A 24,096-nucleotide genomic window follows, 5' to 3' on the forward strand; every position below is an offset into this window, starting at 1 on the left:
TTCACGATAACCATTAAATAAAGTGTCAAAAAACCATAAAGGAAATGTAGTTATTATCGGGGCTGGGATTGCAGGTCTATCAACAGCATATTATTTATTAAAAGATGGTTGGCAAGTCACTGTCTTGGAGAAGGACATTGGCAAGAACAATTGTTCCTATGGCAATGCGGGCATGATTGTTCCAAGTCATTTTACACCTTTGGCAGCACCTGGAATGGTAGCCCAAGGAGTAAAATGGATGCTGAACAGTAAGAGCCCGTTTTATGTTAGGCCATCATTGAACCTCGGGTTGATCGACTGGGGACTGAAATTTCTAAAATATGCCAATGAGAAGCATGTAGAAAGGAATGCTGAAGCAATCCGTGATTTGAATCTGGAAAGCAGTAAGTTATATGATCAGTTAGCTACAGAAGAAGGTCTTGACTTTGAGCTGAGGCAGAACGGCATTTTGATGATGTACAAATCAAAAGATGTCGAGCATGAGGAAATAGAATTGGCAGAAAAGGCGAACCGATTAGGATTAGATACTCAGGTTTTAGATCGGAATGGCGTGCAAGAATTAGAACCGAACCTAAAGGTCGATACATTGGGTGCTATTCTTTATAAGTGCGATGGAATTATGTATCCACCTAAATTAATGCAGGAATTGACAACCTATCTTGTCAATCATGGAGTGGAATTTCATTATGCAACTGAAGTTAATGGATTTGAGACCAGTGGAAATAAAATCAAATCCGCAGTGACCAACAAAGGAAACTTTCAAGCAGATGAGTTTGTGGTAACTGGAGGAGCAGCATTGGGCAAGATAGGTGCTAAATTACACTTGAAATTGCCACTGATGCCTGGTAAAGGCTATTCCTTTATGTTCAATCCAGAGGAAGGCACCTCGATGAATCATGCAGCACTTTTGCTCGAAGCAAGGGTTGCCGTTACACCAATGAACAATCAAATTCGATTTAGTGGTACCATGGAATTGGGCCCTGCGAATGATAAAATCTACCAGAACAGGGTTAAAGGAATCGTTGAATCTATCCCAAAATACTATCCTGATATTCAAATTGACTATCCAAACGATATATGGTTTGGATATAGACCATGTTCGCCAGATGGGCTTCCTTATTTAGGGAGGACCAAGAAATACAGCAATGTAAGCATTGCCGGGGGCGGAGGTATGATGGGCCTAAGTTTGGGGCCTGCCTTTGGTAAAAGCATAGCAAGGATCTTATCCAATGAAAAGATAGAATCGAATATTTCGGGCTTTAATCCGGACCGATTCCAGTAGCAATTTAACCTACCTAAATTATGATTATGAAAAACCGGAAAAACATAGACCTTAAATCATTTATTGGAATTGGAATTATCGCTATGACTAGTGCTACAACATTTGCTCAAGAAAGTGGCTTGTACGATCATACCACTCCCATTGAACCTTACATCATACAATACAGAAACGACCTGCAGGCCATCAATTATTTTTATGGACCGATGCCGAAAGGTTGGGGATTTCAGAGTGCGGCAGCTTCTCCTGAACAAATAGGCAGGTTACTTCTGCTAGATCAGGATTACGAAAAGAAACTGCAGCAGTTTGACTATAAAAAACTCAATACCAATGGTCAGGTCGATTATATTTTACTGAACAGAAAAATCAAAAGGAATATTGAGGACCTTAAATCCAATCAAACCGCATATAACCGTGTGAAGGGTTACCTGCCTTTTGCAGATAGCATCCTTGAATTTGAGAAGAAAAGAAGACGTGGTGGAGCAGTGGATGCAAAGGAGGTAGCAACCGCTTTTGAAAATGCATCATCTCAAGTTGATCAAGAACTTAAGAAATTGGAAGGGGTAAAGGCTATTCCTTCTGCAGATGTAGAATATTTAGAAAGCATCTTAGAATCTCTTAAATTAAGATTGGAAAGCTCATTCGACTTCTATAATGGCTATGAACCCCTGTTTTCTTGGTGGGTTCCAAAATCCCATGATCGATTACAGGAAAAATTAAAGGAGTATAAAGAACTTATAGCCTCGAAATCAGATTTGAAGGCTTTTGATGATGGCAGTAACATCGCTGGCAAACGCGTTGGCAAGGATGTGTTAAATAAAATGCTGAAGGATGAAATGATTTCCTATAATGCCGATGAGCTCCTGAAAATTGCTGATAAGGAATGGCAATGGTGTGTTGCAGAACTTTTGAAGGCTTCCAAGGAGATGGGCTTTGGCGAAGATTGGAAGAAAGCTCAGGAAAAAGTAAAGAACTCTTATGTCCCTGAAGGAAAGCAACCTGAATTGATCAATGAACTGTATGATAAAGCCATGAACTTTATCAATGAAAAGAAATTGATCGATATTCCACCCTTGGCGGATGAAACTTGGGGAATGATCATGATGACACCAGAACGTCAGTTGGTCAATCCGTTCTTCACGGGCGGTCGAGAGATCAGTATTTCCTATCCAACCAATACCATGACCTACGACCAGAAAATGATGAGCATGCGTGGAAATAATCCACATTTCTCCCTAGGAACCGTTCAACATGAATTGATCCCTGGGCATCATCTACAGTATTTTATGAACCGCCGGTATAAACCCTATAGAGAACAGAACTTCAATACCCCTTTTTGGACGGAAGGCTGGACCTTGTATTGGGAGCTGCTATTGTATAGAATGGGATTCCCGAAAACACCAGAAGAGCGGATAGGGATGCTGTTCTGGAGGATGCACCGTTGTGCAAGGATAACCTTCAGTATCAAATTCCATATCGGAGAATGGACTCCACAACAATGCATAGATTATTTGGTAAATCAAGTAGGACATGAGCCTGCAAATGCCCATGGCGAAGTAAAAAGATCCTTTGAAGGTTCTTACGATCCTTTATATCAATTGGCCTATATGATCGGCGGTTTGCAATTGTTGAGCATCAGCGATGAAATGGTAGGCTCAGGTAAGATGACCTATAAAGATTTTCATGACCGTGTGATCAAAGAAAACTATATGCCTATGGAGATGCTGCGGGCTATATTGACCAATCAAAACCTGAACCCTGACCATCAATCTTCTTGGAAATTCTATAAATTCTAAACCAGCGACCTAAATTATGGAAGAAAACAAACAGGAGTTTAAGAAGTCATTGGGCCTATTGGATGCAACCATGTTGGTGGCCGGTAGTATGATTGGATCCGGTATTTTCATTGTTTCGTCAGATATCGCCAGGAATACAGGTTCTGCAGGATGGCTGATGATCGTGTGGGCGATATCTGGGTTTATGACTTTGGCAGCAGCAATTAGTTATGGGGAGTTGAGCTCGATGTTTCCAAAAGCTGGAGGGCAATATGTTTATCTGAAAGAAGCTTATGGCCCATTGGTCAGCTTTACATTTGGTTGGACTTTTTTTGCTGTGATCCAGACCGCTACCATTGCTGCGGTTGGAGTTGCATTTGCAAAGTTTACAGCCTATTTGTTCCCAAGCTTGGACGAGGATGTCTATTTGCTGACCATCGGGACCTATCATATTTCATCGGCACAGGTGCTGGCTATCGGCGTAATACTTTTACTGACCTTTATCAATACCCTAGGCGTACAGAACGGGAAAGTCGTGCAGACAACATTGACCCTCATCAAAATCTTGAGTTTGGTCTTGGCCGTCTTGTTTGGGTTTGCAGCCTTTGATCTAGAAGTATGGAATCACAATTGGAATAGTGCCGATACCTGGAACCTGAGCCGCTTAGCCGTGGAGGGAACTAAATCTGATTATACCTTTCTAGCAGGATTAGGAGCTATTTCAGCAGGTTTGGTTGGTGCTTTGTTCAGCAGTGACTCCTGGCACTCTTCATCTGCAGTTGCTGGTGAGATTAAAAACCCGCAAAGGAATATAGGTTTGAGCTTAGCATTAGGGACCATTATCGTCACGGTAATTTACCTATTGACCAACTTAATGTATACTGGGGTCCTTCAAATGGAGGAAATGGCAAGTGCTCCTAAGGATAGGGTAGCGATGGTTGCCGCCCAAGAGATATTTGGTCCGATCGGAATCACGGTCCTTGCTATTATGATTATGGTAAGTACGTTTGGTTGTAATAATGGTCTGATCATGGCCGGTGCCAGGATCTATTATTCCATGGCAAAGGATGGTTTATTCTTTAAAAAGACAAAAGAGCTTAACAAACATGCAGTGCCTAGCTATGCGCTTTGGCTGCAAGGGATTATCGCTTGTCTATGGTGCCTGACAGGAAAATATGGTGATCTCTTGGATATGATCACCTGTGTAGTGGTTATTTTCTATGTCCTTTGCATCATCGGGATTTTTATTCTTAGAAAAAACAGACCTGATTTACCAAGACCATACAAAGCTTTGGGATATCCCATAATCCCCGCAATTTATATTCTATTGGGAGTATCCTTTATATTGTTACTTGTCTTTTACAAACCACAGTTTACTTGGCCGGGAATAATTATTACATTATTAGGCATACCGATTTATTTTATTGTAAAGTCTAAAAAATCGTCACTATGAAATTGAGAATTACTGCTTTTTTGCTGTTTATCCTTCATGTTTCCAGCTATGCACAGGGAACCTTGGAAGATTATAAAAGAGCAAAAGAGGTTCGAAATAATTTTGGAAAGATCTATAATATCCCTCAGCAGATCACTTGGGCTGAAGATGGAGGGTCTTTTGTCTACAAACTGAAACAGAAGGACAACAAAAGCATCCTGGTTTTGTTTGATGCACAGACAAAGAGCAAAAAAATCATTGATCTTGTAGCCGTATCCGAGCAGATGTCCAAGGTACTTTCAGAAACTGTCCCCCTAAACAACAGTTATTTTGTGGGATTAAAACCGATCAACAACAATGAGATCGAATTCACGGAAAAGAAAAAAGTTTGGCGTTGGAATGTTGTGGAGAATAAACTTTCTATTCAAAAGGAATTGGATGACGCCAATAGAAGTTCTGGATACTGGGGGCAAAAATGGGACGATAGCAAAGGAGATCCTGTTGAATCACCAGATCAGGTTTATCTAGCCTATATCAAAAACAACAATGTCTATGTCAGGAAGAAAACAGATCTAAAGAGTGAAAAGCAAATGACTTTCGATGGAAGTCCAGGGCTCTATTACTCTGCCAGAATCGATTGGTCTCCTGATTCGAAAAAGCTGAGTACCACAAAAGTCAGGAAAGCTGAAGTCCGGCAATTGACCTTGTTAGAGTCATCGCCTACGGATCAATTGCAACCAAAATTGCAGTATAGAGATTATGCAAAGCCTGGGGATGCCCTTTCGCAATATTACCCTGTCATAGTAAATGTTGAAACAGCACAGGTTGTGGAAGTAGATCCTAAGCAAGTTGAAAATCAGTTTTCGCTGTACAACATCCGTTGGAGACCAGATAATAATGCCATTACCTTTGAATACAACCAACGCGGACACCAACGCTATGACGTATTGGAACTGAATGCTGTAAATGGTCAAACAAAACCGATCATTTCAGAAACCAGCAAAACCTTTATTGACTATAGTGGCAAGAAATACAGAAAAGACCTAGAAAAGACCAATGAAATCGTGTGGACTTCCGAGCGTGATGGCTGGAACCATCTATATTTAATTGATGCCGAAACTGGCAAAGTGAAGAACCAGATTACCAAAGGGGATTGGGTCGTTCGGAAAGTGATCAATGTCAATGAAACTGACCGCAAAATCATATTCGAGGGCAGTGGTGGAAATAAAAATGAAGATCCATATTTAGTACGGTATTATTCAATTGGTTTAGATGGTAATGGATTAAAAGAGCTGAGCCCTGAACTGGCTAACCATCAAGGATATTTTAACAAAGATTTCTCTAAGTTCATTGATGTCTATTCCTTGGTAAATCAAGCTCCCAAAGCAGTATTGCGAGATGCAAAAACAGGCAAGGTTGAACTGGACCTGGAATCCGCTGATCTATCCGACCTGACCGCTAGCGGTTGGAAAGCACCTGAAGTGTTTTCAACAGCAGGTAGAGATGGTAAGACCGATATCTGGGGTGTCATTATCAGGCCGAATAACTTTGATTCCAATAAAAAATACCCAATTATAGAATACATCTACGCTGGTCCACATAGCTCCTTTGTTCCTAAATCATTTACCCCTGGCTTGTCTGGCATGTATGAATTGGCGGAGTTAGGGTTTATTGTGGTTCAGATAGATGGAATGGGAACTTCAAACCGTTCCAAAGCCTTTCATGATGTAGCTTGGAAGAATCTGAAAGACGCTGGTTTTCCAGATCGGATTGCTTGGATGAAAGCTGCTGCCCAGAAATATCCATACATGGATATCGATAAGGTGGGTATCTATGGCACCTCAGCGGGAGGGCAGTCCTCAACTGGCGCTGTATTGTTCCATCCTGAATTTTATAAAGTTGCGGTTTCTTCCTGCGGCTGTCATGATAACCGTATGGACAAAATTTGGTGGAATGAACAATGGATGGGCTGGCCAATCGGTCCGCAATATGCAGAATGTTCGAATATAGAAAATGCCTATCGCCTTGAAGGAAAGTTGATGTTGATTGTCGGTGAACTCGATGACAACGTAGATCCTGCTTCCACCTATCAGTTGGTCAACCAGTTGATCAAAAATGGCAAGGAACATGAATTGATCATGGTGCCGGGGATGGGGCATTCTTCGGGTGGTGATTATGGCGAAAAGAAAAGGAGAGACTTCTTCGTGAAGAATCTACTCGGAGTGGAACCTCCTGCTTGGAACTTATATTTATAATATTTAATCTCAAATAATTTATAAAAACAGAAAGAAATGATGAGAACGATTGACAATGAAACAATAGATCAAGTATTGAATTATGATAAGATGTTAGAGGCATTATATAAGATCTTTATTTCCAAATTTACTATGCCGGTTCGACATCATCATTTTTATAACACCCCTGATTCTGCAGAAAACGCATTGATCCTGATGCCTGCATGGACTGACAAATATTTAGGCTGCAAGCAAGTGATTGTGGCACCGAAAAACGCTGAGCAACATCTGCCAGCCATTCATGCCTTATATACCTTGTTCAATGCTGAAACAGGTATGCCCTTGGCGCAGATGGATGCTACTAAGTTAACTTCTGTGAGGACGGCCTGTGCCTCAGCTTTGGCAGCTAAATACCTCGCTAGGGAAGATGTCGAAAACTTACTGATCATCGGAAGTGGTAGTGTCGCAGCTCATCTGGCCCAAGCCCATTCGGCCGTAAGGAATTACAAGCACATAGAAGTTTGGGCTAGAAATTCTGCTAAAGCTCAGTCCTTGGTAAATGGTTTAAATGAACAAGGATTTACAAATGTGAGCTTGGCAAACAATCTCCAAGAAGCAATACAAAAGGCTGACGTTATTTCCAGTGCAACGCTTACAAAGGAACCAATTATCAAAGGAGCATGGTTAAAACCTGGCGTTCATCTGGATTTAATTGGCTCCCACACCCCGAAGACCAGAGAAGCTGACGATGAGGTCATCCGGAAAAGCTCAATTTATGTGGATTCCAGAGAAGGTGCTCTCCATGAAACCGGAGAATTGGCCATTCCAATCGCTTCAGGGATCTTGGATCCTCTTGAGGTGAAAGCTGATCTGGTTGAACTATGTAAAGCAAATAAATCAGCAAGAAAGGATGATGATGAAATCACCATGTTTAAATCTGCTGGATTAGCCATTGAAGATCTGGCAGCGGCATTAATGGTTTATGAAGCTGTTGCTGAATAAATATTGCACATAAAATAAATCTAAAATAAAGTCTCAAAGGTCGCTAAAATTTTAGCGACCTTTTTGTTTAGCGAGCGATCTAAGTTTTCCCCTTTATTTCTCTTTTGATTAGATTATTTCATTTGGTCAATGATATGTTGATTATCTAATTGACTGATTGGTAGGTTAATGTTGATTTGTTGTTAATAATTCTAATTAGGGTTAAAAATTGATAAACACTTGCTAAAATATGCCTCATGTTGAAGAGCATTCCTTATTATCTTCGGAATAATTGTCTAAATAACATTTAACCATTATGAAGAAACCAAATATTATGCTCGTCATCCTATTTTCCTGTATACAGGTTTTATTTGCTCAAAATAAAATCCAGTTAAACGGGGAAGTAGTCAATACGACAGGGGAGAAATTATCGGGAGTGACAATTTCTCTAAGCAACTCCAACCAAAAGTTCATGACCGATGAAAATGGTTCATTTTCTTTCGAATATGTTCCAGGAACGGAGTTAACAATTAATTCCTTAGGATTTGCCACACAGCAAGTCACCATGACAAATCAAACCACTTTGAGAATCGTGTTGATAGAATCTGAGGAAAACCTTGAACAGATTGTCGTGGTAGGATATGGTACTCAAAGGAAAGGGGAGACGACCGGGTCAGTGGCCAGTGTCAAATCCGAAAGTTTTAACCAAGGTGCCGTAAAGGATGCAGGTCAATTAATCCAAGGTAAAGTTGCAGGTTTGAGAATTACGACTCCGAGCGGTGATCCCAACGGCTCTACCCAAATCAACTTAAGAGGTTTGAACTCAATCCAAGGTGCGGTAAATCCTCTTGTTATTATTGATGGGGTACCAGGCGACTTTAATTCGGTTGCCCCGGAAGATATTGAGTCGGTGGATGTCATGAAAGATGGCTCTGCGGCAGCTATTTATGGTACGCGAGCTACAGGAGGTGTTATTTTTATTACGACGAAACAAAACCGTTCCACCGATGGCAGAACGACCATCGAATATAACAATTATGCATCTCTTCAAACCTTATTTAGGGTCCCTGAACTGATGAATGCCGATGATTATAGAAGGTTAATCGGAGAAGGACAAAATTACACTGATTTGGGGCACAGTACCAATTGGGTAGATGAAGTGACTCAAAACCCTTTCTCCCACAATCACAACCTTTCTTTATTTGGAGGCAATTCTAGAACCAATTTCACAGGAACCGTCAATTTTCGTGATTGGAACGGTGTATTGTTGAAAAGTGGTCAACAGCGGTTAAATGCCAGAGCAGATTTAAACCATGAAATGTTTGATGGAAAACTAAGGAGCAGAATCCAGATTATCAGCAACAGCATCAAAGCTTTGCAAGGCGGAAGTTCTGCATATATGTGGAGGCAAGCATTAATTAGAAACCCAACAGACAGGATCTACAACGATGAAGGCAAATGGCAAGAGAACAACGCCTATATGTACGACAATCCATTGGGGATGATCAACGAAACGGTCAATGACCGAATATTCAGAGAAACGAGAATGAATGGATCCTTGGATTACCGGCCTATTGAATCTTTGAGCTTCAAAGCCATGTTTTCTAGGGTTCAGGATAATGATTTAACCGGTACATCAACATCATTTGATCATGTTAATACCACTAAAAATAACCTGAATGGTACTGCTAGCCGATTTACCCAAGCGGGTGTGGAAAATCTAATGGAATTGACCGGAAATTTCAACAAATCTTTTGGAGACCATCACTTCGCAGTTCTGGGTGGGTACAGTTGGCAACGTAATACTTTCGAAAACTTCAGTGCCTATAATTATAATTTCCCAACAGATCAATACAGCTATAATTCCTTGGAATCTGGTATGGCATTAAAAGAAGGCTTGGCGACCATGGATAGCTATAAACAAGAATCAACTTTGGTTGGCTTTTTTGGAAGGTTGACCTATAACTACAAAGAGAAATACATGGCTATGTTGAGTTTGAGGAGAGAAGGATCCAGCACATTTGGAGAAAACAACAAATGGGGTAATTTTCCAGCAGTTTCCATAGGATGGGACATCGCAAAAGAAGATTTCTTGCTGGATCAACCTGCTATAAACCAACTAAAACTGAGAGCTGGATATGGGGTGACCGGAACCATTGCAGGTTCTCCATACAACTCGCAGATCAGCTATAATTATACCTTCGATCAAGGAGCCTATATCAATGGGAAATGGGTTCCTGGATTCGTGCCTGCCCGTAACTTCAACCCAGACTTGAGATGGGAAAGGAAAAATGAATTCAATGTCGGCTTAGACTACAGTTTGGCGAACAACCGGATTTACGGTTCCTTGGATTATTACAACAGAAGGGTAAAAGACCTATTGTACTGGTTTGAAGTACCTGTGCCTCCGTATTTGACTTCGACCATGTTTATCAATGCTGGCGAAATGAGCAACAGTGGATTCGAGGCTTTGGTAAATGCTGATGTGTTGAACAAAGAAGGAGGGGTGAAATGGAAAACGGGCGTTGTCTTTTCTACCAATAAAAATAAATTGATCAACCTATCCAATGACAGATTTGGAGTAACCCAAGAGTTTTTTGATGCTGGCTATACTGGAGAACCCATTCAAACCTTTACACACCGTGTAGAAGTAGGGCGGAGCATAGGTGATTTCTATGTATGGAAAACTGTAGGCTTAGATGACGATGGGAAATGGTTGGTGGAATCCCAAAATGGGGAAATCATTCCAATCCAAGATGCAAGTGTGGAAGATAGACAATACTACGGAAACGGAATCCCAGATTTCAATTTAGGATGGAACAACAATTTTCAATACAAAAACATTGATCTAACCATAAACTGGAGAGGTGCATTCGGACATCAGATTCTTAATATGCCTAGAATGTATTATGAAAATCCTGTAAACAAAGCATACAATGTTTTGAAAACCGCATACGATCCGATCGATGGTAAGTTATTGAACAATGATTTAGTGTATGTGTCCCACTACATTGAGGATGCAGATTATTTCAAACTCGATAACCTAACCTTGGGCTATACCTTCAGACCACAATTGATCAAAGGTATCAGTAACCTTCGGATCTATGTTTCCGGTTTGAATCTAGTCACATTTACCAAATACAAAGGTTTAGATCCTGAGGCTACAAGTTATGAAGGAGAATTTCAGTTTGCACCGGGAATTGAGCACAGGGACCGATATCCAACTACGCGGACCTATACCATCGGATTGAATGTTAAATTCTAAGATTACCATGAATCACATTCAGAATTTGTATCAATTAAACTAAATCAAAATGAAGAATTTAAAATTAAAAAACATATTGCTACTCAGTGGTTTATTCGGTTCGATCATGACATTCAATGCCTGTACCGATTTAAATGAGGAAGTGTACTCTGAGGTTTTAGGAAGCACCGTGGACCCCAAGGAAAGAGATTTGCCCTTTATTGTGGCACCTACCTATAGTTCCTTCAGGTCCTTGATGTTTGGCTGGCAGGGTTATTTCGACCTTCAGGAGGAAAGTGCCGACCATATCATCACTCCAGTCCGACCAAACGGATGGGATGATGGTGGAACTTACAGAAGGATGCACCAACACATGTGGACCACCGAACAATGGCAACCCTATAATACTTGGAATCAAGCCTACGCAACCATTACCAAAGTAAATATGGTGATCATGCAGATTGAAGATGGCCTGTTGGCATTACCAGAAGAAACTGGAAAAGATGCCATTGCAGAATTGCGGGCCACTCGTGCATTAGCCTACTATCTTTTGTTGGACAATCACGGAAATGTGCCAATTGTGACTGATTATCGAGATGATAGCCTACCTCAACAAAAGACGAGAAAGGAATTGTATGATTTTGTGATCAAGGAACTGGAAGAAGTCATTCCTATGCTTTCTGAAGAGGTCAGTTCGATGTATGGCCGAATCAATGTTTGGGCTGCAAAGACCTTATTGGCCAAGATCTATCTAAATGCAGAGGTTTATGTCGGAGTAGCGCAATGGGATAAGGTCATCAAAGAAACTAATGATATTATTGCGAGCAACCAATATAGGCTAGATGATGATTACAAGAATGTATTTTCTCCTACCAATCAGAACTCTCCTGAAATAATATTTTCCGTTCCATATGATGAAGTCTATGGATTTGGAAATCAAATTCACATGAAAACCTTAGATCCATTGAGCCGACTAGTTTATGGCATGGCTGCAGGACCTTGGGGTGGAAATTGTGCTGTTCCGCAGTTTATTGACTCCTATGACAAGGATGATACTAGGTTAGTGGATACTTGGATTCAGGGACCTCAATTGAATGTCAGCACGGGCGCTGAGGTCATCAACTATGTAAAACAAGTTCCTGGAATTGGAGGCGATGGAACCGTGGCTGCCTCAAATGCAGGCTATAGGATCGGGAAATATGCGATTAAACAGGGTGCTACCAATAATTTGGATAATGATTATCCAATGTTTCGCTATGCCGATGTCTTGATGATGAAGGCAGAAGCTTTGCTTAGGACCAATAAAGCCAATGAAGCAGCTGTTTTGGTGAGCCAAGTTCGAGCTAGGTCCTTTAAGGATAATCCTGCTAAAGCCCAGGTTACCGGTGCCCAATTAATGTTGGGTAGTAATTATAATTACGGCTGGCAAGAAAAGAACAATACGGTTTCTGGAGCGAATGGAGGTGCTGATGTGAAGTATGGAAGATTCTTAGATGAACTGGGCTGGGAATTCGCCGCTGAAGCTAGACGGAGACAAGATATTATCCGTTTTGGCGTATTTCAGTCAAAATCATGGTTTAACCATAAACCTCATACAAATGCACAGTCAAGAACCCTTTTCCCAATTCCAAATGCAGAGATTACCAAGAATCCAAATCTTAAGCAAAATCCTGGTTATTAGTTAAAGTTAAATATAAGTTCGGCCCATCTCATTCCATTGAGATGGGTTTTTTATTGATTCTGGTCATCTGTTTATCCATTTCCTTAGCACGAATTCATTTCCTGTTAAAAAATGTCAAAAAACCGGTCCTTTGCCCTTAAAAACCATCCTAATTTTCTATTTTATGAGAACATCGAAAAAGAAGAACTATGAAATGTCCAAATTGTAATGAAATATTATTGATGACAGAACGCCATCAGGTCGAGATAGATTATTGTCCGAGCTGCCGGGGTGTATGGTTGGATAAAGGCGAGTTAGATAAGCTAATGGAATATGCCTCAACTCAAACACAAGCTCCAGATCCTCGACAAAACCAAGGCTATGATCGTCAAAACTCCTATCAGCAGGATTATCGTGAAGAGTATCGAGATCATCGAGACGATCGATATGAACGCGATCAACGAGACCATCGGGACTATAGAGGACAAAACCAAAAATATCCTCGAAAGAAGAAATCCTTTTTATCTGACTTTTTTGATTTTGATTAAGGCTGAAAAGGAAAAAAAAATCTTTAAGGCAGTCGTTTTGGATAGACAACACGGCTGCCTTTTCTTATTAAGAATACCCTGTTAGCCTATATTTTAGGCTAAATCTCTGCTTAGTTCCTTAGCTGTATCAATTCCCCCTTGATACAAAAAAGGATACTCTAGCGTATGTAAGAATCTGTTTTTTAACTCCTCATTTTCAATTATCAGGGTATTTTGGCTCTTCGAGCACTTCACCAATAATCGCTCCTCATCCCTCATGATGGAGAAGGAATAAAACTCATTACTTTCAGTTCTTACAGCATGATACAAGGTCCAAACCTGGTTAATGTTAGATAGCTTAACATTTTGGTTTAGCCAAACGTTAAAGTCTGTGGTTTCCATGATGTTAGTGTGATGGGGCGAATGTAATTATTAATTCGATTCATCCATTACGGTTTCCCGTATTCTCACATCTATTTTACAATAATTACCGATTATGAATACCAGTTTTTGTTTTTGTTGTTGATTGTCGATAAAATAATCTTTAAAAAACCCCGTAATTTTCAATAAGATTTATTTTGTAACTTAAACCTTTTCAAAAACACCTATACCTACCAATATGAAAATTATTTACCTCCTAGTTTTTATTCTTCTTATGGCTATTGGTTCCCATGCCCAAGAGAAGTTAGTGCCTTTGGGAGACCCATTCATTATGCTGCACCAAGGAACCTATTATGCCTATGGTACCAATGCTGCAGATGGCATTCAAGTCTACACCTCTAATGATCTTAAGGAATGGTCTTTAGAGCCTGACCTTGCCCTTAAATCTGCTGACTCCTGGGGAGGTAAGTGGTTTTGGGCTCCTGAAGTATACTATATCAAGGAAAAGAAGAAATTTTTCATGTATTATTCTGCGAATGAACATATCTGTGTCGCAAGTTCCGATTCGCTGATTGGACCCTTTGTCCAAGAGATGAAGGCTCCCATGCTGCCAAATGAAAAAGCAATTGACAATTCACTTTTCATCGATTCCGATGGAAAACCTTATTTATATTTCGATCGCTTCAATGATGGTCTGAACATTTGGGTCGCCAAGCTCCAAGATGACCTGATAACCATTGATACCAATGGTATGAAACCCTGTATCCATGTATCCCAAGATTGGGAGACGGTATGGCCAAGGGTAAATGAAGGCTCATTTGTAATACAGCATAAAGGTCTTTATTACATGACCTATTCTGCCAATAGTTATGAAAGTCAACATTACGGAATCGGTTTTGCAACCTCCAAATCCGCCGAAGGACCTTGGACTAAGTATGATAAAAATCCCATCTTCCAGATGCCTGAAGATTTAGTAGGTGTAGGACATAGTGCGATGTTTCGGGATAAAGAAGGGAAATTACGGATTGTGTTCCATGCTCATCATTCCAAAGAAAAGATTCATCCACGGGCAATGTACATTGCAACCGTTGATTTTAGCAAGGATGAGTTACCGATAATGCAGATTAAGGGAAAGATCCTGCGTCCTAAGCTAAAATAGAGGATCATATCAATTAGGATATAGAAAATCTTATTAAAGGCAGATAAGTATGCTTTCAGCCTATTGAAACTCTTTATTCTTGGTAAATATAAACGGTAACTGGGTATTTACTATAAAGCTTATAATCAAAATTATAATCTTTCAACGCCAAAAAATCTATTAATTCTTGGCTTGCCTTGGATTCTCCTTTTAGTATGATGGGATCCAAAAATTCATCGTATAAGAAAATGTAGGAAAGAACAATTTTCTGTTCAGACAAACTAGGTTTTTCCTTGCTTGCCTTGACCTCTTGATTCTGGGGGTCAATGGAAAAGTAATCGACTCTGTTCACATCAAAATCAAAGGTTTTTGCGTTTAAGAAATCTTCTTTATATAATGTGTCGGTTTCAAAATATTCAGTTACAAGATAACCCGATTCCATAGTGGGATGCCATTTTCTTAATTTTTTAAGGTCTATCAAATCGGCAAGATTATTCTTGTTCATAAAAATCATTTCTCCCGATGATTTTATCTTGAACTGGATTTTTTGGCCCCAGTCGTACTGGTCTAATTTGCTGCTATCAATGTTTTCCTTCATCATAGCAAAAATTATTTTTCTAAAGTCATTAATTCCACTTGGGTAACTGGCTGGAATCTCATAACGTGTCCACTCATTTATTTGTTCAGAGCCATATTTTGCATAAACCTTATCTCTAATTGAATCCTTGAAAAAATGATAGGAGTATCGATAGTTTTTTTCAAGTTCAGGTTTTATAGAATCAATACTTGTTTTAATCCCCAATTTATAAGCCTGAATATTTTGTGAAACAGAAACTTCGTATGATTTATTAGAATCCGTATGGATTACAATATATGCAGTACTGTCAGGCTTTAGGCCCTTTGATATCAAATTTTCAAACTCCGCTTGTAGTCTTCCTCCTGATTTCCGATCCTGCGAAAAAAACTGGCTCATGCTAAGAATGAAGGCAATCATTAAAATATGCTTCATTATAAAACTCTATTATTTGTAATAAACATAAACACGACCAGGAAAGTGGGGGAGAAAACTAGGATGTTCCATCCCTTTAGATTTTATGAAATTTATTAGTTCGGTAGCATTTTTTGTAGTTCCTTTAATTAAGTGAGGTTCAAAGAAACCCTTTGCACTTACAAAGGATATAATAGTTTGATAATTTCCTTCTTTAATCAAAGCATCACTTATTATTATAGGATAACCTTTAAAGGAAGGGTACAAAACATCATAACTATAAAGCTCAATTCTATATTGATTCTCAAAAAGGAACTTCACTTTATTTATCGGTTCAGATGTGAAATATTGTGGAACAGGACGGCCGTATTTAATAGCAGGTTGCCATTTCTTGATTTTAGTACTATCAACAAGGTCAATAAGATTATTATCCTCTATAAATTTCAACTTGCCACTTTTGTCAACCATGAAAGAAATAGCTTTGTTCCAATCGTAATTATCAATTTGATCCTTGTTCAGATTAGCCGATATCTCAGTATGCAAAACTTTTAGAAAGGCATTGATACCCCCAGGATAGGAGGCTGGAATATCATAAACTCCAAAGGTACCGGCTTCATTGATCTCATAATTTGAAAATGTAGTATCACTGATAGAATCCCTAAAGAAATATAATTCATATAATTTATTTTTGGCTAATGAATCTTTTTTGGATTGCATAATCAATTTTACCTGTTGGCTGTCCACTAAATTTCTACCATTATTTTGGTAGAATTGAACTTCATTTAAACTGTCCAGCCTAAAGATCAGCATATGCTTTCTATCTTTTTCAAGAACCTGATGGACAATTGGATTTAATTCACGCTCCAGATTTTCCATGAAGGAATGGCTTTGCGAAAAGCATACACAGGTCAGGAAATTTAAGATAATAAAGGTTATTGCTTTCATAATTAAATGATGCAAAACGATGGTCGATTGCATATTATTTTGGCAAAATCTTTTAATAATCCTTATCTTCTCACTAATCTAAATTCAAAATCAAATAAATAATCGATCTACCGAAAACATGTTTAGTAAAAAGACACTGACCATTCTATTCTTATTAATTGCTTTTAGCTCAGCATATGCACAGCAAAAACCTAATATTATCATCTTTATGGTCGATGATATGGGCTGGCAGGACACATCATATCCTTTTGCCGATCAGGCAACCGAATTTAATAAAAGTTATCATACGCCAAATATGGAACGGCTAGCCAAGGAAGGGCTAGCATTCACCGATGCTTATAGTACGCCAGTCTGCACACCAACTCGTGTTAGCCTGATTACCGGTATGAATGCCAGTCGACATCATGTGACCAATTGGACGGCTCCTTTTAAGGACAATCCTACAGGAAACCAAGATGAACAAATGGAAGAGCCTGAATGGAACCATAATGGAATGAGCCCCATTCCAAATGCCCACACGATCTATGCTGATGCATTGCCACAGATCTTAAAGGACAACGGTTATTTCACTATACAAGCGGGAAAGGCCCATTGGGGATCAGCTGGAACGCCTGGTTCTAACCCATATTCCTTAGGTTTTACGGTCAATATCGCAGGAACATCTACCGGTAGACCTGCCAGTTATTGGGGTGAAGAAAATTTTGGACGCACCGGCAAGGATTACCATGGAATAGAGAATTTGCAAGAGTATTTTGGCGAGGATATCAACCTGACAGTAGCCTTAACCCGCGAAGCGCTCAAGAGTTTGGATTATCCGATCCAGCATAAAACTCCATTTTTTCTCAATCTCTGTCACTATGCCCTGCATGACCCCTTAATGGAAGACCGTCGTTATTTTCAGAAATACTTAGATCAAGGCTTATCTCAGAACGAAGCCAAATACGCTTCCATGATTGAGAGCATGGACAAAAGCCTTGGCGATGTCATGGACTTCTTAGAACAACATAAAATCAATGACAATACCTATATTATCTTTATTTCAGATAATGGCGGATTGAGTACCGTACCTCCTCGAGATGGAATTGCACATACCCATAATAAGCCATTACGCTCGGGCAAGGGATCTATTTACGAAGGCGGAATACGAGTTCCTTTAATCATAAAGGGCATAAATAAAGATGTAAAAAATAAGCGTTCTGGAGTTCCAGTAATAGTAGAGGATATCTTTCCAACCGTTTTAGAGATGGCTCAGGTCAAGAAAGTGCAGACCGTACAGCAAGTTGATGGTATCAGTAATTTAGCCCTTCTAAAAAATCCGTCTACAACCCGAGCTGACCGTGCCTTGATTTTCCATATTCCCAATAAATGGACAAAATCAGATGGCGATGGATTTAATTATCGTTCGGCAATCCGAAAAGGAAAATATAAGCTGGTTTGGTCTTTACGAAATGATAGTTTTGAATTGTTTGATCTTGAGCAGGACCTAGGCGAACAGCATAATATTATCCAGCAAAATGGAATGAATAAGATCGCAGAAGAATTAAAGGCTGAGCTCAAGGCTACCCTAGAAAAAAATAAGGCTCCTATGCCTAAAAAGAAGGGGTAATTATGAAGCAAAAACGGAGTTCGATTTATCGAACTCCGTTTTTGTATATCATAAAATAATTTTGCCCTTTTAGGGCAGTAGGACGTAAAAAAGCTATATTTTCATCGTCATCCTGACGCAGGAAGGATCTCGGAACTATACAAACTGTTATGTATTGGCGTACAGTTCCTAAATCTTCGATTTAGGATGACAAAATCTAGTGTAGAAAACCGTACAGATTCTTCATTCATCGTTCAGAATTGGAAATTTCCTGAGAGGGATTCAGAGCGGAGCGAAGAATCTATTTTTTATTTTTTTTAGGAATCGTTCTCATCTCGAATCGTAAGATGAGAGAACCATTTTTTATTGTTTTAGGGTCGGAATGGGGATTCGTAGAAAAATATTTCACCCACGCTGTGGGTTCGCCGATAGATTGTACATTTTTCTACAAAGATTTCACCCATTACAGGGGTTGGACCTAGAACGGTTCACATTTCTACAAAGATTCCACCCCCGCTGTTGGTTTTCTACAAATGTCATCCTTCCGAAGGAAGCCCTTTAGCGCTGGCTCATTTCCAATGGCGGAAAAATGGAAAGAATGCCGTTGACCCGTGCGATGGGATTGGCCTTAGAATGCTTCCTGAATATCATCCCATCAAAAGGGATGATATTCAGGAAGATATTCCCGACATCAAGGCATTCTTTTCATGTGTGTTGGATTGTGCGAAAAGCCATCTTAAATGAGCCGAAGCCTTTTGGTTACTTTTGGGCTTCAAAAGTAACGAAGAGAATTGGTATCCATGAGTACCCTCGCGTTTTGGTTAATTTGGGCTTCAAAAGTAAGAGAAGGGTTGGTATCCATGAGCAGCTTCATCGGTTTGTTTACTTTTCCGCGAAAAAGTAACAAAACCTACTTACTAGCCTCCAGCTGAATTGTTTTTCCGTTTTTCTCTTTCCTTCCCTTTGCCAGTTTTTTGGAAAGTGCTTCAGCTTCAGAAATAATGTCATTGATATAATGAACTTTCTCTTCCAGGACCTCGGGTTCCAAGGTGAAACCTAACTTCGTCATATTCACCGACAAACCAACCAAAAGGGCATTGATCCGATAAGCTAGGGTCTGGAAATGTGCAATATCCGCTTTAAGGTATTTTCCTTTAAGGGGTTCTTTGGCAAATTGGTCAAGGGAATCATAGGATTGTGCCAATGAAGCCTGGGTAGACTTCCTAAGGAGTCTCAAATCATAATAATTCAGGTTGCCGGTTTGGTAGCTCTCTTCAATTTTATGCAAATAAGATTTGAAATGTTGGAGCATAGCATTGGTACTTTGTTCTACGCTGCGATAATGGTTGATAGGAATTGCTAAACAACCTAAAACCGCGAAAATCGATCCCAATAAAGTAAATGCAAAACGACTGCCTAATAGGTCTTGTATATTGCCTTCATGGATATGCTGTCCTAACAAGATGGTAATGGTGATAAAAATCACACAGACCAAATAATTGGGCTTGTTGAAAAGCAGGAATAAATAAAGACAAAATGCAGCTATGGCGATCAACACCCAAGCATTTTTTATATACACTAGCAATAACAGGCTTATTGCAATGCCGATAACAGAACCGACAATACGTTCGTAATTTCTTTTTTGGGTATTGGTATAACTAGGTCTTGCCACCAATATGATAGTCAACAAGATCCAAGAAGCATAGCGATATTCGGGAAGGAAATACCCTATCAGCCCTCCAGCCATCAAAAGGGCAGACATGCGGACTGCATAAGAGAAGATCGGAGATTTAAAGCTTAGGTTCTGCAGGATTGTTTTGATGTTGCTCTTAGGAGCCACAAAATCTGCGTAATTCTTGCTCTCCACCAAGGTAATGTCTTGATAGATCTCTTTGGCTTGGATCTTTTGCAAGATGTCGGCCACGTGCCGTAATTGCGTGCTGATGGAGCAGATCAAGATCCATTTCTCAGGTGAAGCATCAGCCTCCTCCGTTTCCAATTGCAAGAGAAGCTCCTCTAATTTATATCTTTTGGTGAATTTGTTTTGCCCGATCTTTTGACTGGAAATAGTTAATCTTTTGGTTTCCTTGGACAGGAGGTACAAGGATTGTCGGATCAATTTCAGCGTGTTTCCTCCTTTTAAGGTCTCTCGGATATGTTCGTAGTCATTGTCAATGGCCATCAACAATTCATAGAGATCGACTAATTGGTATAGTTTGGCGAGCCATATTTTGCTCTCCAGGTCTGCTTCCGAATGCAGTTTTTTATCCCGAAGGAGAATGGATCGGATAGCTTCCAATTGATCGCTTAATTTCGTGTGCAACGCACTTAATTCCTTATATGCCTTTGGTAAAGATTCCTTTTCATCATAACATGCTATTTTTAAGCGGATCAATTGTGCCATAGTCTTCAAGCCGCCATCTACAGCATATCGCAAGGAACGATGGGGATGTAGGTAAACCTGAATGATACAGACCATAAAAAAGAATAAGGCTCCTGCGGTAACGGAAAGACTAAAGCTGATCGGATCATCAGGTCTTAGGCCAATCGTGAAACTGGCAACGATGAGCCCTAGGTTTCCGACTACATTTACCCGAAAGCCTAACAAGGCAATAATGGTATAAATAAAGCCATAGATCCCTAGAAGCGGAACAACTACCCAGGATTGATGGAAAAGGGCAGTGGAAATGCTTAGTGCTGTAATAAAGAAAATCGGAAGACAATAAGCCGCAGTACTTAATTTGTCGGTTTTGTTTCCAGGCACATCGGTCAATGCCGCTAGGAGGGCTCCAACCGCAAAAGCTACCGCAATAGCACCATCAATAAAGAAAAAGATGAAAAAACTGGGAACTAAAACGACTAGGATGTTTCGAAGTGCATCTAGACTTGATTCTGTCTTTAAAAATGATAATAACCTCGAAAATAAAGCTGCAACCAATATTTTATAATTGAATTAATTTATTACAGCGCAAAAATAATGATTCCAATCGGTTTTTGAAATATGATATGGAGTAAAATTTTTCTGACAAAATATTATTTCAGTTTTTCTAGTTTTTATTTAGTTTAATTTTGTTCTATTTTTTTATTTATTTTCTGTTTTTAGAAACTTGTAGACCATTCCGAGTAGAAAATACTGCCTTAAGGTTGTAGTCGAATTGAAATAGGTACTGTTCGAAGAAGTTCCAAAATAATTGGATACGTTTTGGTTTAAAATATCAAATGCGGACAATTTTAATTCACCTTTTTTTAATATGGGGTAATAGATGGATGCATTGACGATATGTAGGTTTTGCCGCTGGTTATTGATGCCTACCACTTGGTTCTTAATGGTATATGAGCTTTCCAATCTGAAATTCTTGATATTGTTCAATAATAATGTAGCTCCATATTGCTTTGAATTATTGTTCATGTCCTTGAAGTTTTCAGAATCGAACTTAAACTTGGTGTTATTGCTGTTGAATTCAAACATAGGGGTAAAGGTGAAGGCATTTTTATAGGTTAGGGTCATTGTGTTATTGAAATTACTATAAAAGCCTGATGCAATATTTTCCTCTGTATTCACCTTGCTGTAGGTGTCCTGAAGTATTCCGTAGCCGAAAGAATTGAAATTCAAATTCCAGTTTTTGTTTTGGAATATTGTTTTTGAAAAGGAAACATAGAAGTTTTTTACCTCGGTAGGTCCAGCTTGATAAAACTGACCACTGCTAAAGCTGGTCTGGATATCATAAGTACTGGAATGGGCGATGCTATTGGAGTTCTTGGAAAATCCGCCTGATAGATGGAGGTTGATTTTTGATTTTGTGAAGAACTTATTGTAATAAACCCTGTAGTTTTCCTTTAGATTGTTTTCGAAAAATGGACTTGCCATTCGAAGATAATTGGGTGACAAATCTGATTTTACGGTTACGATGGAATAAAACCTTGGGGTTTCTAGCTCTTTATTATAGTTGAAATTTAGACCCTTATAGGAGAGGTTTATATCCGGGAGCCAATGGGATTCTTGCGTATTTCTATTTTCCAATTTTTGATAATAGTCAAAATGGTTGGAAAAGGAACCCCATTTGAGGCCAAAGGAAATGGGTAGGTTTTTTATGATTTTCAGGTTCCATTTCGTTCCAACAAAATACTTTTTATTCAGCAAGCCCTTGTTGTTAGCAACGTCATTCCGGCTTTGAAGGATATCTGAATTTATGCTGTTTAGAATATCTTCTGTGGAGGTTTCTTCATTTAAGTTCTGATGTCCAAAAACATCAAAATTGACCTTTTTGCCAAGTGGAACCTGTAAATTGACTTGGTGCGATAAGTTGAAAGTATTTGTATTGCTGTTTTGTTGGCGAACCTGATGAAATACACTGTCATTCAATAAAAAAAATCTAGAAATGGAATTACTAGCATCTTGATCTTCGCTATTTTCGTTCGAGATCCCCTGATTTATGGAAAGTAACCATTTGTTTTTAAATTTCTTTTCTGCATAAAGGTTATGACCATAATTTAAGCCCTTTTTTGAATCTTCATTCTGATATTCTCCCTGAGTTACCTTTTGCAAGTTGTTGCGCCAACTTTCACCATTTGCATTAGAAGAGGATTTCCCTCGATTGCCAGATAGGGAAGGAGAGAAGGTCACTTGGGAAGTGGTATCGATATGGTATCTCAGAAACCCTCTTAACTCATGTGTGAACCTTGAATTATTGGAATTATCCGTGTTACTCAGCTGTTCTGCAATCTCGTTATAAAAGGAATTTACTTCGTTTCGACTATCGTAATAATAATCATGCTGTACATAGTTGTACATCAAATTGACCTTCAGTTTTTTCTCAATGTCATAATTGATATTTACACCTGCAGAGATTTGGTTCATTAAACCGTTTGTGCCATAGCTAGCATAGTTTTGATTTTCCGCCCGATTCATCCCGCCATGTTCATTGAGTTCAGAATAATCAAATCCTTGTCGGTTAATATTGTTGGCAAAACCGATAAAACTGACCTGCAAGGTATCCCTGAACGTATTGATCAATGCTCCAGCCTCATATCGATCCCGCGTGGCTGCCCCTCCATAGAGCTTGCCGAAATTGGCCTTTAAAAACTCTCTTTTCATCTTTAGGTTTAGGACTATCGGTAATTGGCTATCGTCTAAAATCTCCCTTTTTGATTCCCCTTTATCCTTGATGACCTGGACCACGTCGATTAAAGAAGCATCCAAATTTCGGGTCGCTATTTTCAGGTCTTGGGCAAAAAAATCTTTATTGTTTACCCGGACACTTTGAACCTGCCGACCTTGATAATAGATTGTCCCATCAGCGTTTACCTGTAGCCCTGGTAACAAACTGATCAATTCCTCCACATTTGCATTAGGTCTCGTCTTGAAATAGCTGGCTTTATATTCCAAGGTATCCCCATTTAATCGGATCGGTGGAACAGCCGTAATTTCAATTTCCTCGATAAAATTCCCTTTCATGATGATACTGTCCATTTTTAACTTTTCATTGGGCTTTAAGTTGATTTTCTTTTGAAAAGCCGAACTGTTGACATGAGAAATGAAGAAGGTCAATTCTTTATTGGTCGGAATCCTGACCAATTCAAACTCTCCCTTATCATTGGTCAACGCATAGGTAACAACCAAGAAATCCTGTTCGGAAACTAGGGAAACGGTCGCTTTTTCTAAGGGCTTAAGTTCGGAATCAAAGACCTTTCCTTTAATGCCAGCATTATTTTGTGCTTGCACAAAACTGATCATGGATACAAGGAAAATAAGGAGGTAAATTTTCTGCATAAAGGTTAATAAAAGTTAGTTAACCTAAATTAGATTATTTTTTTTGACTAATAATTCCCGTACACAGGATTTAACATTATTTAGCTGTTTCAGGCAAATGGTGGTAGGTTAAAAAACGAAAGCCCCAACATCTGTTGAGGCTTTACTTTCATTTGAT

The 24,096-nt window shown here is 39.3% G+C and carries 16 protein-coding genes; 11 read left to right on the forward strand and 5 right to left on the reverse strand.

Annotated elements, in window-relative coordinates:
* Positions 1–22: 22 nt before the first annotated feature.
* The 8 genes from NMK93_RS06380 to NMK93_RS06415 all read left to right on the forward strand — a co-directional run bounded on the left by NMK93_RS06380 (position 23) and on the right by NMK93_RS06415 (position 13,153).
* On the forward strand, positions 23–1,282 hold the full coding sequence (locus NMK93_RS06380; RefSeq protein ID WP_254528458.1) for an FAD-binding oxidoreductase: 1,260 nt from the start codon (positions 23–25) through the stop codon (positions 1,280–1,282).
* A 26-nt stretch (positions 1,283–1,308) separates the two neighbouring features.
* Positions 1,309–3,075, forward strand: a complete 1,767-nt coding sequence (locus NMK93_RS06385) for a DUF885 family protein (protein ID WP_254528460.1) — start codon at positions 1,309–1,311, stop codon at positions 3,073–3,075.
* A gap of 16 nt (positions 3,076–3,091) precedes the next feature.
* Positions 3,092–4,507: an APC family permease gene (locus NMK93_RS06390; RefSeq protein ID WP_254528462.1), complete on the forward strand. Its 1,416-nt coding sequence runs from the start codon at positions 3,092–3,094 to the stop codon at positions 4,505–4,507.
* The gene (locus NMK93_RS06395) at positions 4,504–6,741 is read left to right on the forward strand and encodes a S9 family peptidase (protein ID WP_254528464.1); all 2,238 of its coding nucleotides are present in this window, start codon (positions 4,504–4,506) and stop codon (positions 6,739–6,741) included. Before NMK93_RS06390 ends, NMK93_RS06395 begins: the two co-directional genes overlap by 4 nt.
* Before the next feature lie 36 nt (positions 6,742–6,777).
* A complete protein-coding gene (locus NMK93_RS06400) occupies positions 6,778–7,722 on the forward strand; it encodes an ornithine cyclodeaminase family protein (RefSeq protein WP_254528466.1) in 945 nt (314 codons plus the stop codon).
* 295 nt (positions 7,723–8,017) lie between these two features.
* The gene (locus tag NMK93_RS06405) at positions 8,018–10,966 is read left to right on the forward strand and encodes a SusC/RagA family TonB-linked outer membrane protein (protein ID WP_254528473.1); all 2,949 of its coding nucleotides are present in this window, start codon (positions 8,018–8,020) and stop codon (positions 10,964–10,966) included.
* Between the two features lie 49 nt (positions 10,967–11,015).
* Positions 11,016–12,626 (forward strand): RagB/SusD family nutrient uptake outer membrane protein, encoded by a 1,611-nt coding sequence (locus tag NMK93_RS06410; protein ID WP_254528481.1) that lies wholly within the window; start codon positions 11,016–11,018, stop codon positions 12,624–12,626.
* A gap of 188 nt (positions 12,627–12,814) precedes the next feature.
* Positions 12,815–13,153 (forward strand): zf-TFIIB domain-containing protein, encoded by a 339-nt coding sequence (locus NMK93_RS06415; RefSeq protein WP_185217158.1) that lies wholly within the window; start codon positions 12,815–12,817, stop codon positions 13,151–13,153.
* A gap of 93 nt (positions 13,154–13,246) precedes the next feature.
* Here the strand turns inward: NMK93_RS06415 and NMK93_RS06420 are convergent, their stop codons facing one another.
* A complete protein-coding gene (locus NMK93_RS06420) occupies positions 13,247–13,534 on the reverse strand; it encodes a hypothetical protein (protein WP_254528483.1) in 288 nt (95 codons plus the stop codon).
* Between the two features lie 217 nt (positions 13,535–13,751).
* On the opposite strand from NMK93_RS06420, the gene NMK93_RS06425 reads away from it, so the two are divergent.
* Positions 13,752–14,672 carry a glycoside hydrolase family 43 protein gene (locus NMK93_RS06425; RefSeq protein ID WP_254528485.1) on the forward strand — a complete coding sequence of 307 codons (921 nt, stop codon included), beginning with the start codon at positions 13,752–13,754 and terminating at the stop codon, positions 14,670–14,672.
* 73 nt (positions 14,673–14,745) lie between these two features.
* Here NMK93_RS06425 and NMK93_RS06430 read toward each other — a convergent pair whose 3' ends face one another.
* Together NMK93_RS06430 and NMK93_RS06435 are read right to left on the reverse strand one after the other, a co-directional pair.
* Entirely contained in the window at positions 14,746–15,660 is a 915-nt protein-coding gene (locus NMK93_RS06430; protein WP_254528487.1) for a hypothetical protein, read from the reverse strand.
* Between the two features lie 12 nt (positions 15,661–15,672).
* On the reverse strand, positions 15,673–16,584 hold the full coding sequence (locus tag NMK93_RS06435) for a hypothetical protein (protein ID WP_254528489.1): 912 nt from the start codon (positions 16,582–16,584) through the stop codon (positions 15,673–15,675).
* 118 nt (positions 16,585–16,702) lie between these two features.
* On the opposite strand from NMK93_RS06435, the gene NMK93_RS06440 reads away from it, so the two are divergent.
* Positions 16,703–18,190, forward strand: a complete 1,488-nt coding sequence (locus NMK93_RS06440) for a sulfatase (protein ID WP_254528491.1) — start codon at positions 16,703–16,705, stop codon at positions 18,188–18,190.
* A 568-nt stretch (positions 18,191–18,758) separates the two neighbouring features.
* Positions 18,759–19,073, forward strand: coding sequence for a hypothetical protein (locus NMK93_RS06445; protein WP_254528493.1), 315 nt, complete (start codon positions 18,759–18,761; stop codon positions 19,071–19,073).
* A gap of 6 nt (positions 19,074–19,079) precedes the next feature.
* On the opposite strand, the gene NMK93_RS06450 is transcribed toward NMK93_RS06445, so the two are convergent.
* Together NMK93_RS06450 and NMK93_RS06455 are read right to left on the reverse strand one after the other, a co-directional pair.
* Positions 19,080–21,107, reverse strand: coding sequence for an FUSC family membrane protein (locus NMK93_RS06450; RefSeq protein WP_254528495.1), 2,028 nt, complete (start codon positions 21,105–21,107; stop codon positions 19,080–19,082).
* A 144-nt stretch (positions 21,108–21,251) separates the two neighbouring features.
* Positions 21,252–23,939 (reverse strand): TonB-dependent receptor, encoded by a 2,688-nt coding sequence (locus NMK93_RS06455; RefSeq protein ID WP_254528497.1) that lies wholly within the window; start codon positions 23,937–23,939, stop codon positions 21,252–21,254.
* Positions 23,940–24,096: the final 157 nt, after the last annotated feature.

Source organism: Sphingobacterium sp. LZ7M1, assembly GCF_024296865.1.
In the GTDB taxonomy this organism is placed as follows: Bacteria; Bacteroidota; Bacteroidia; order Sphingobacteriales; family Sphingobacteriaceae; genus Sphingobacterium.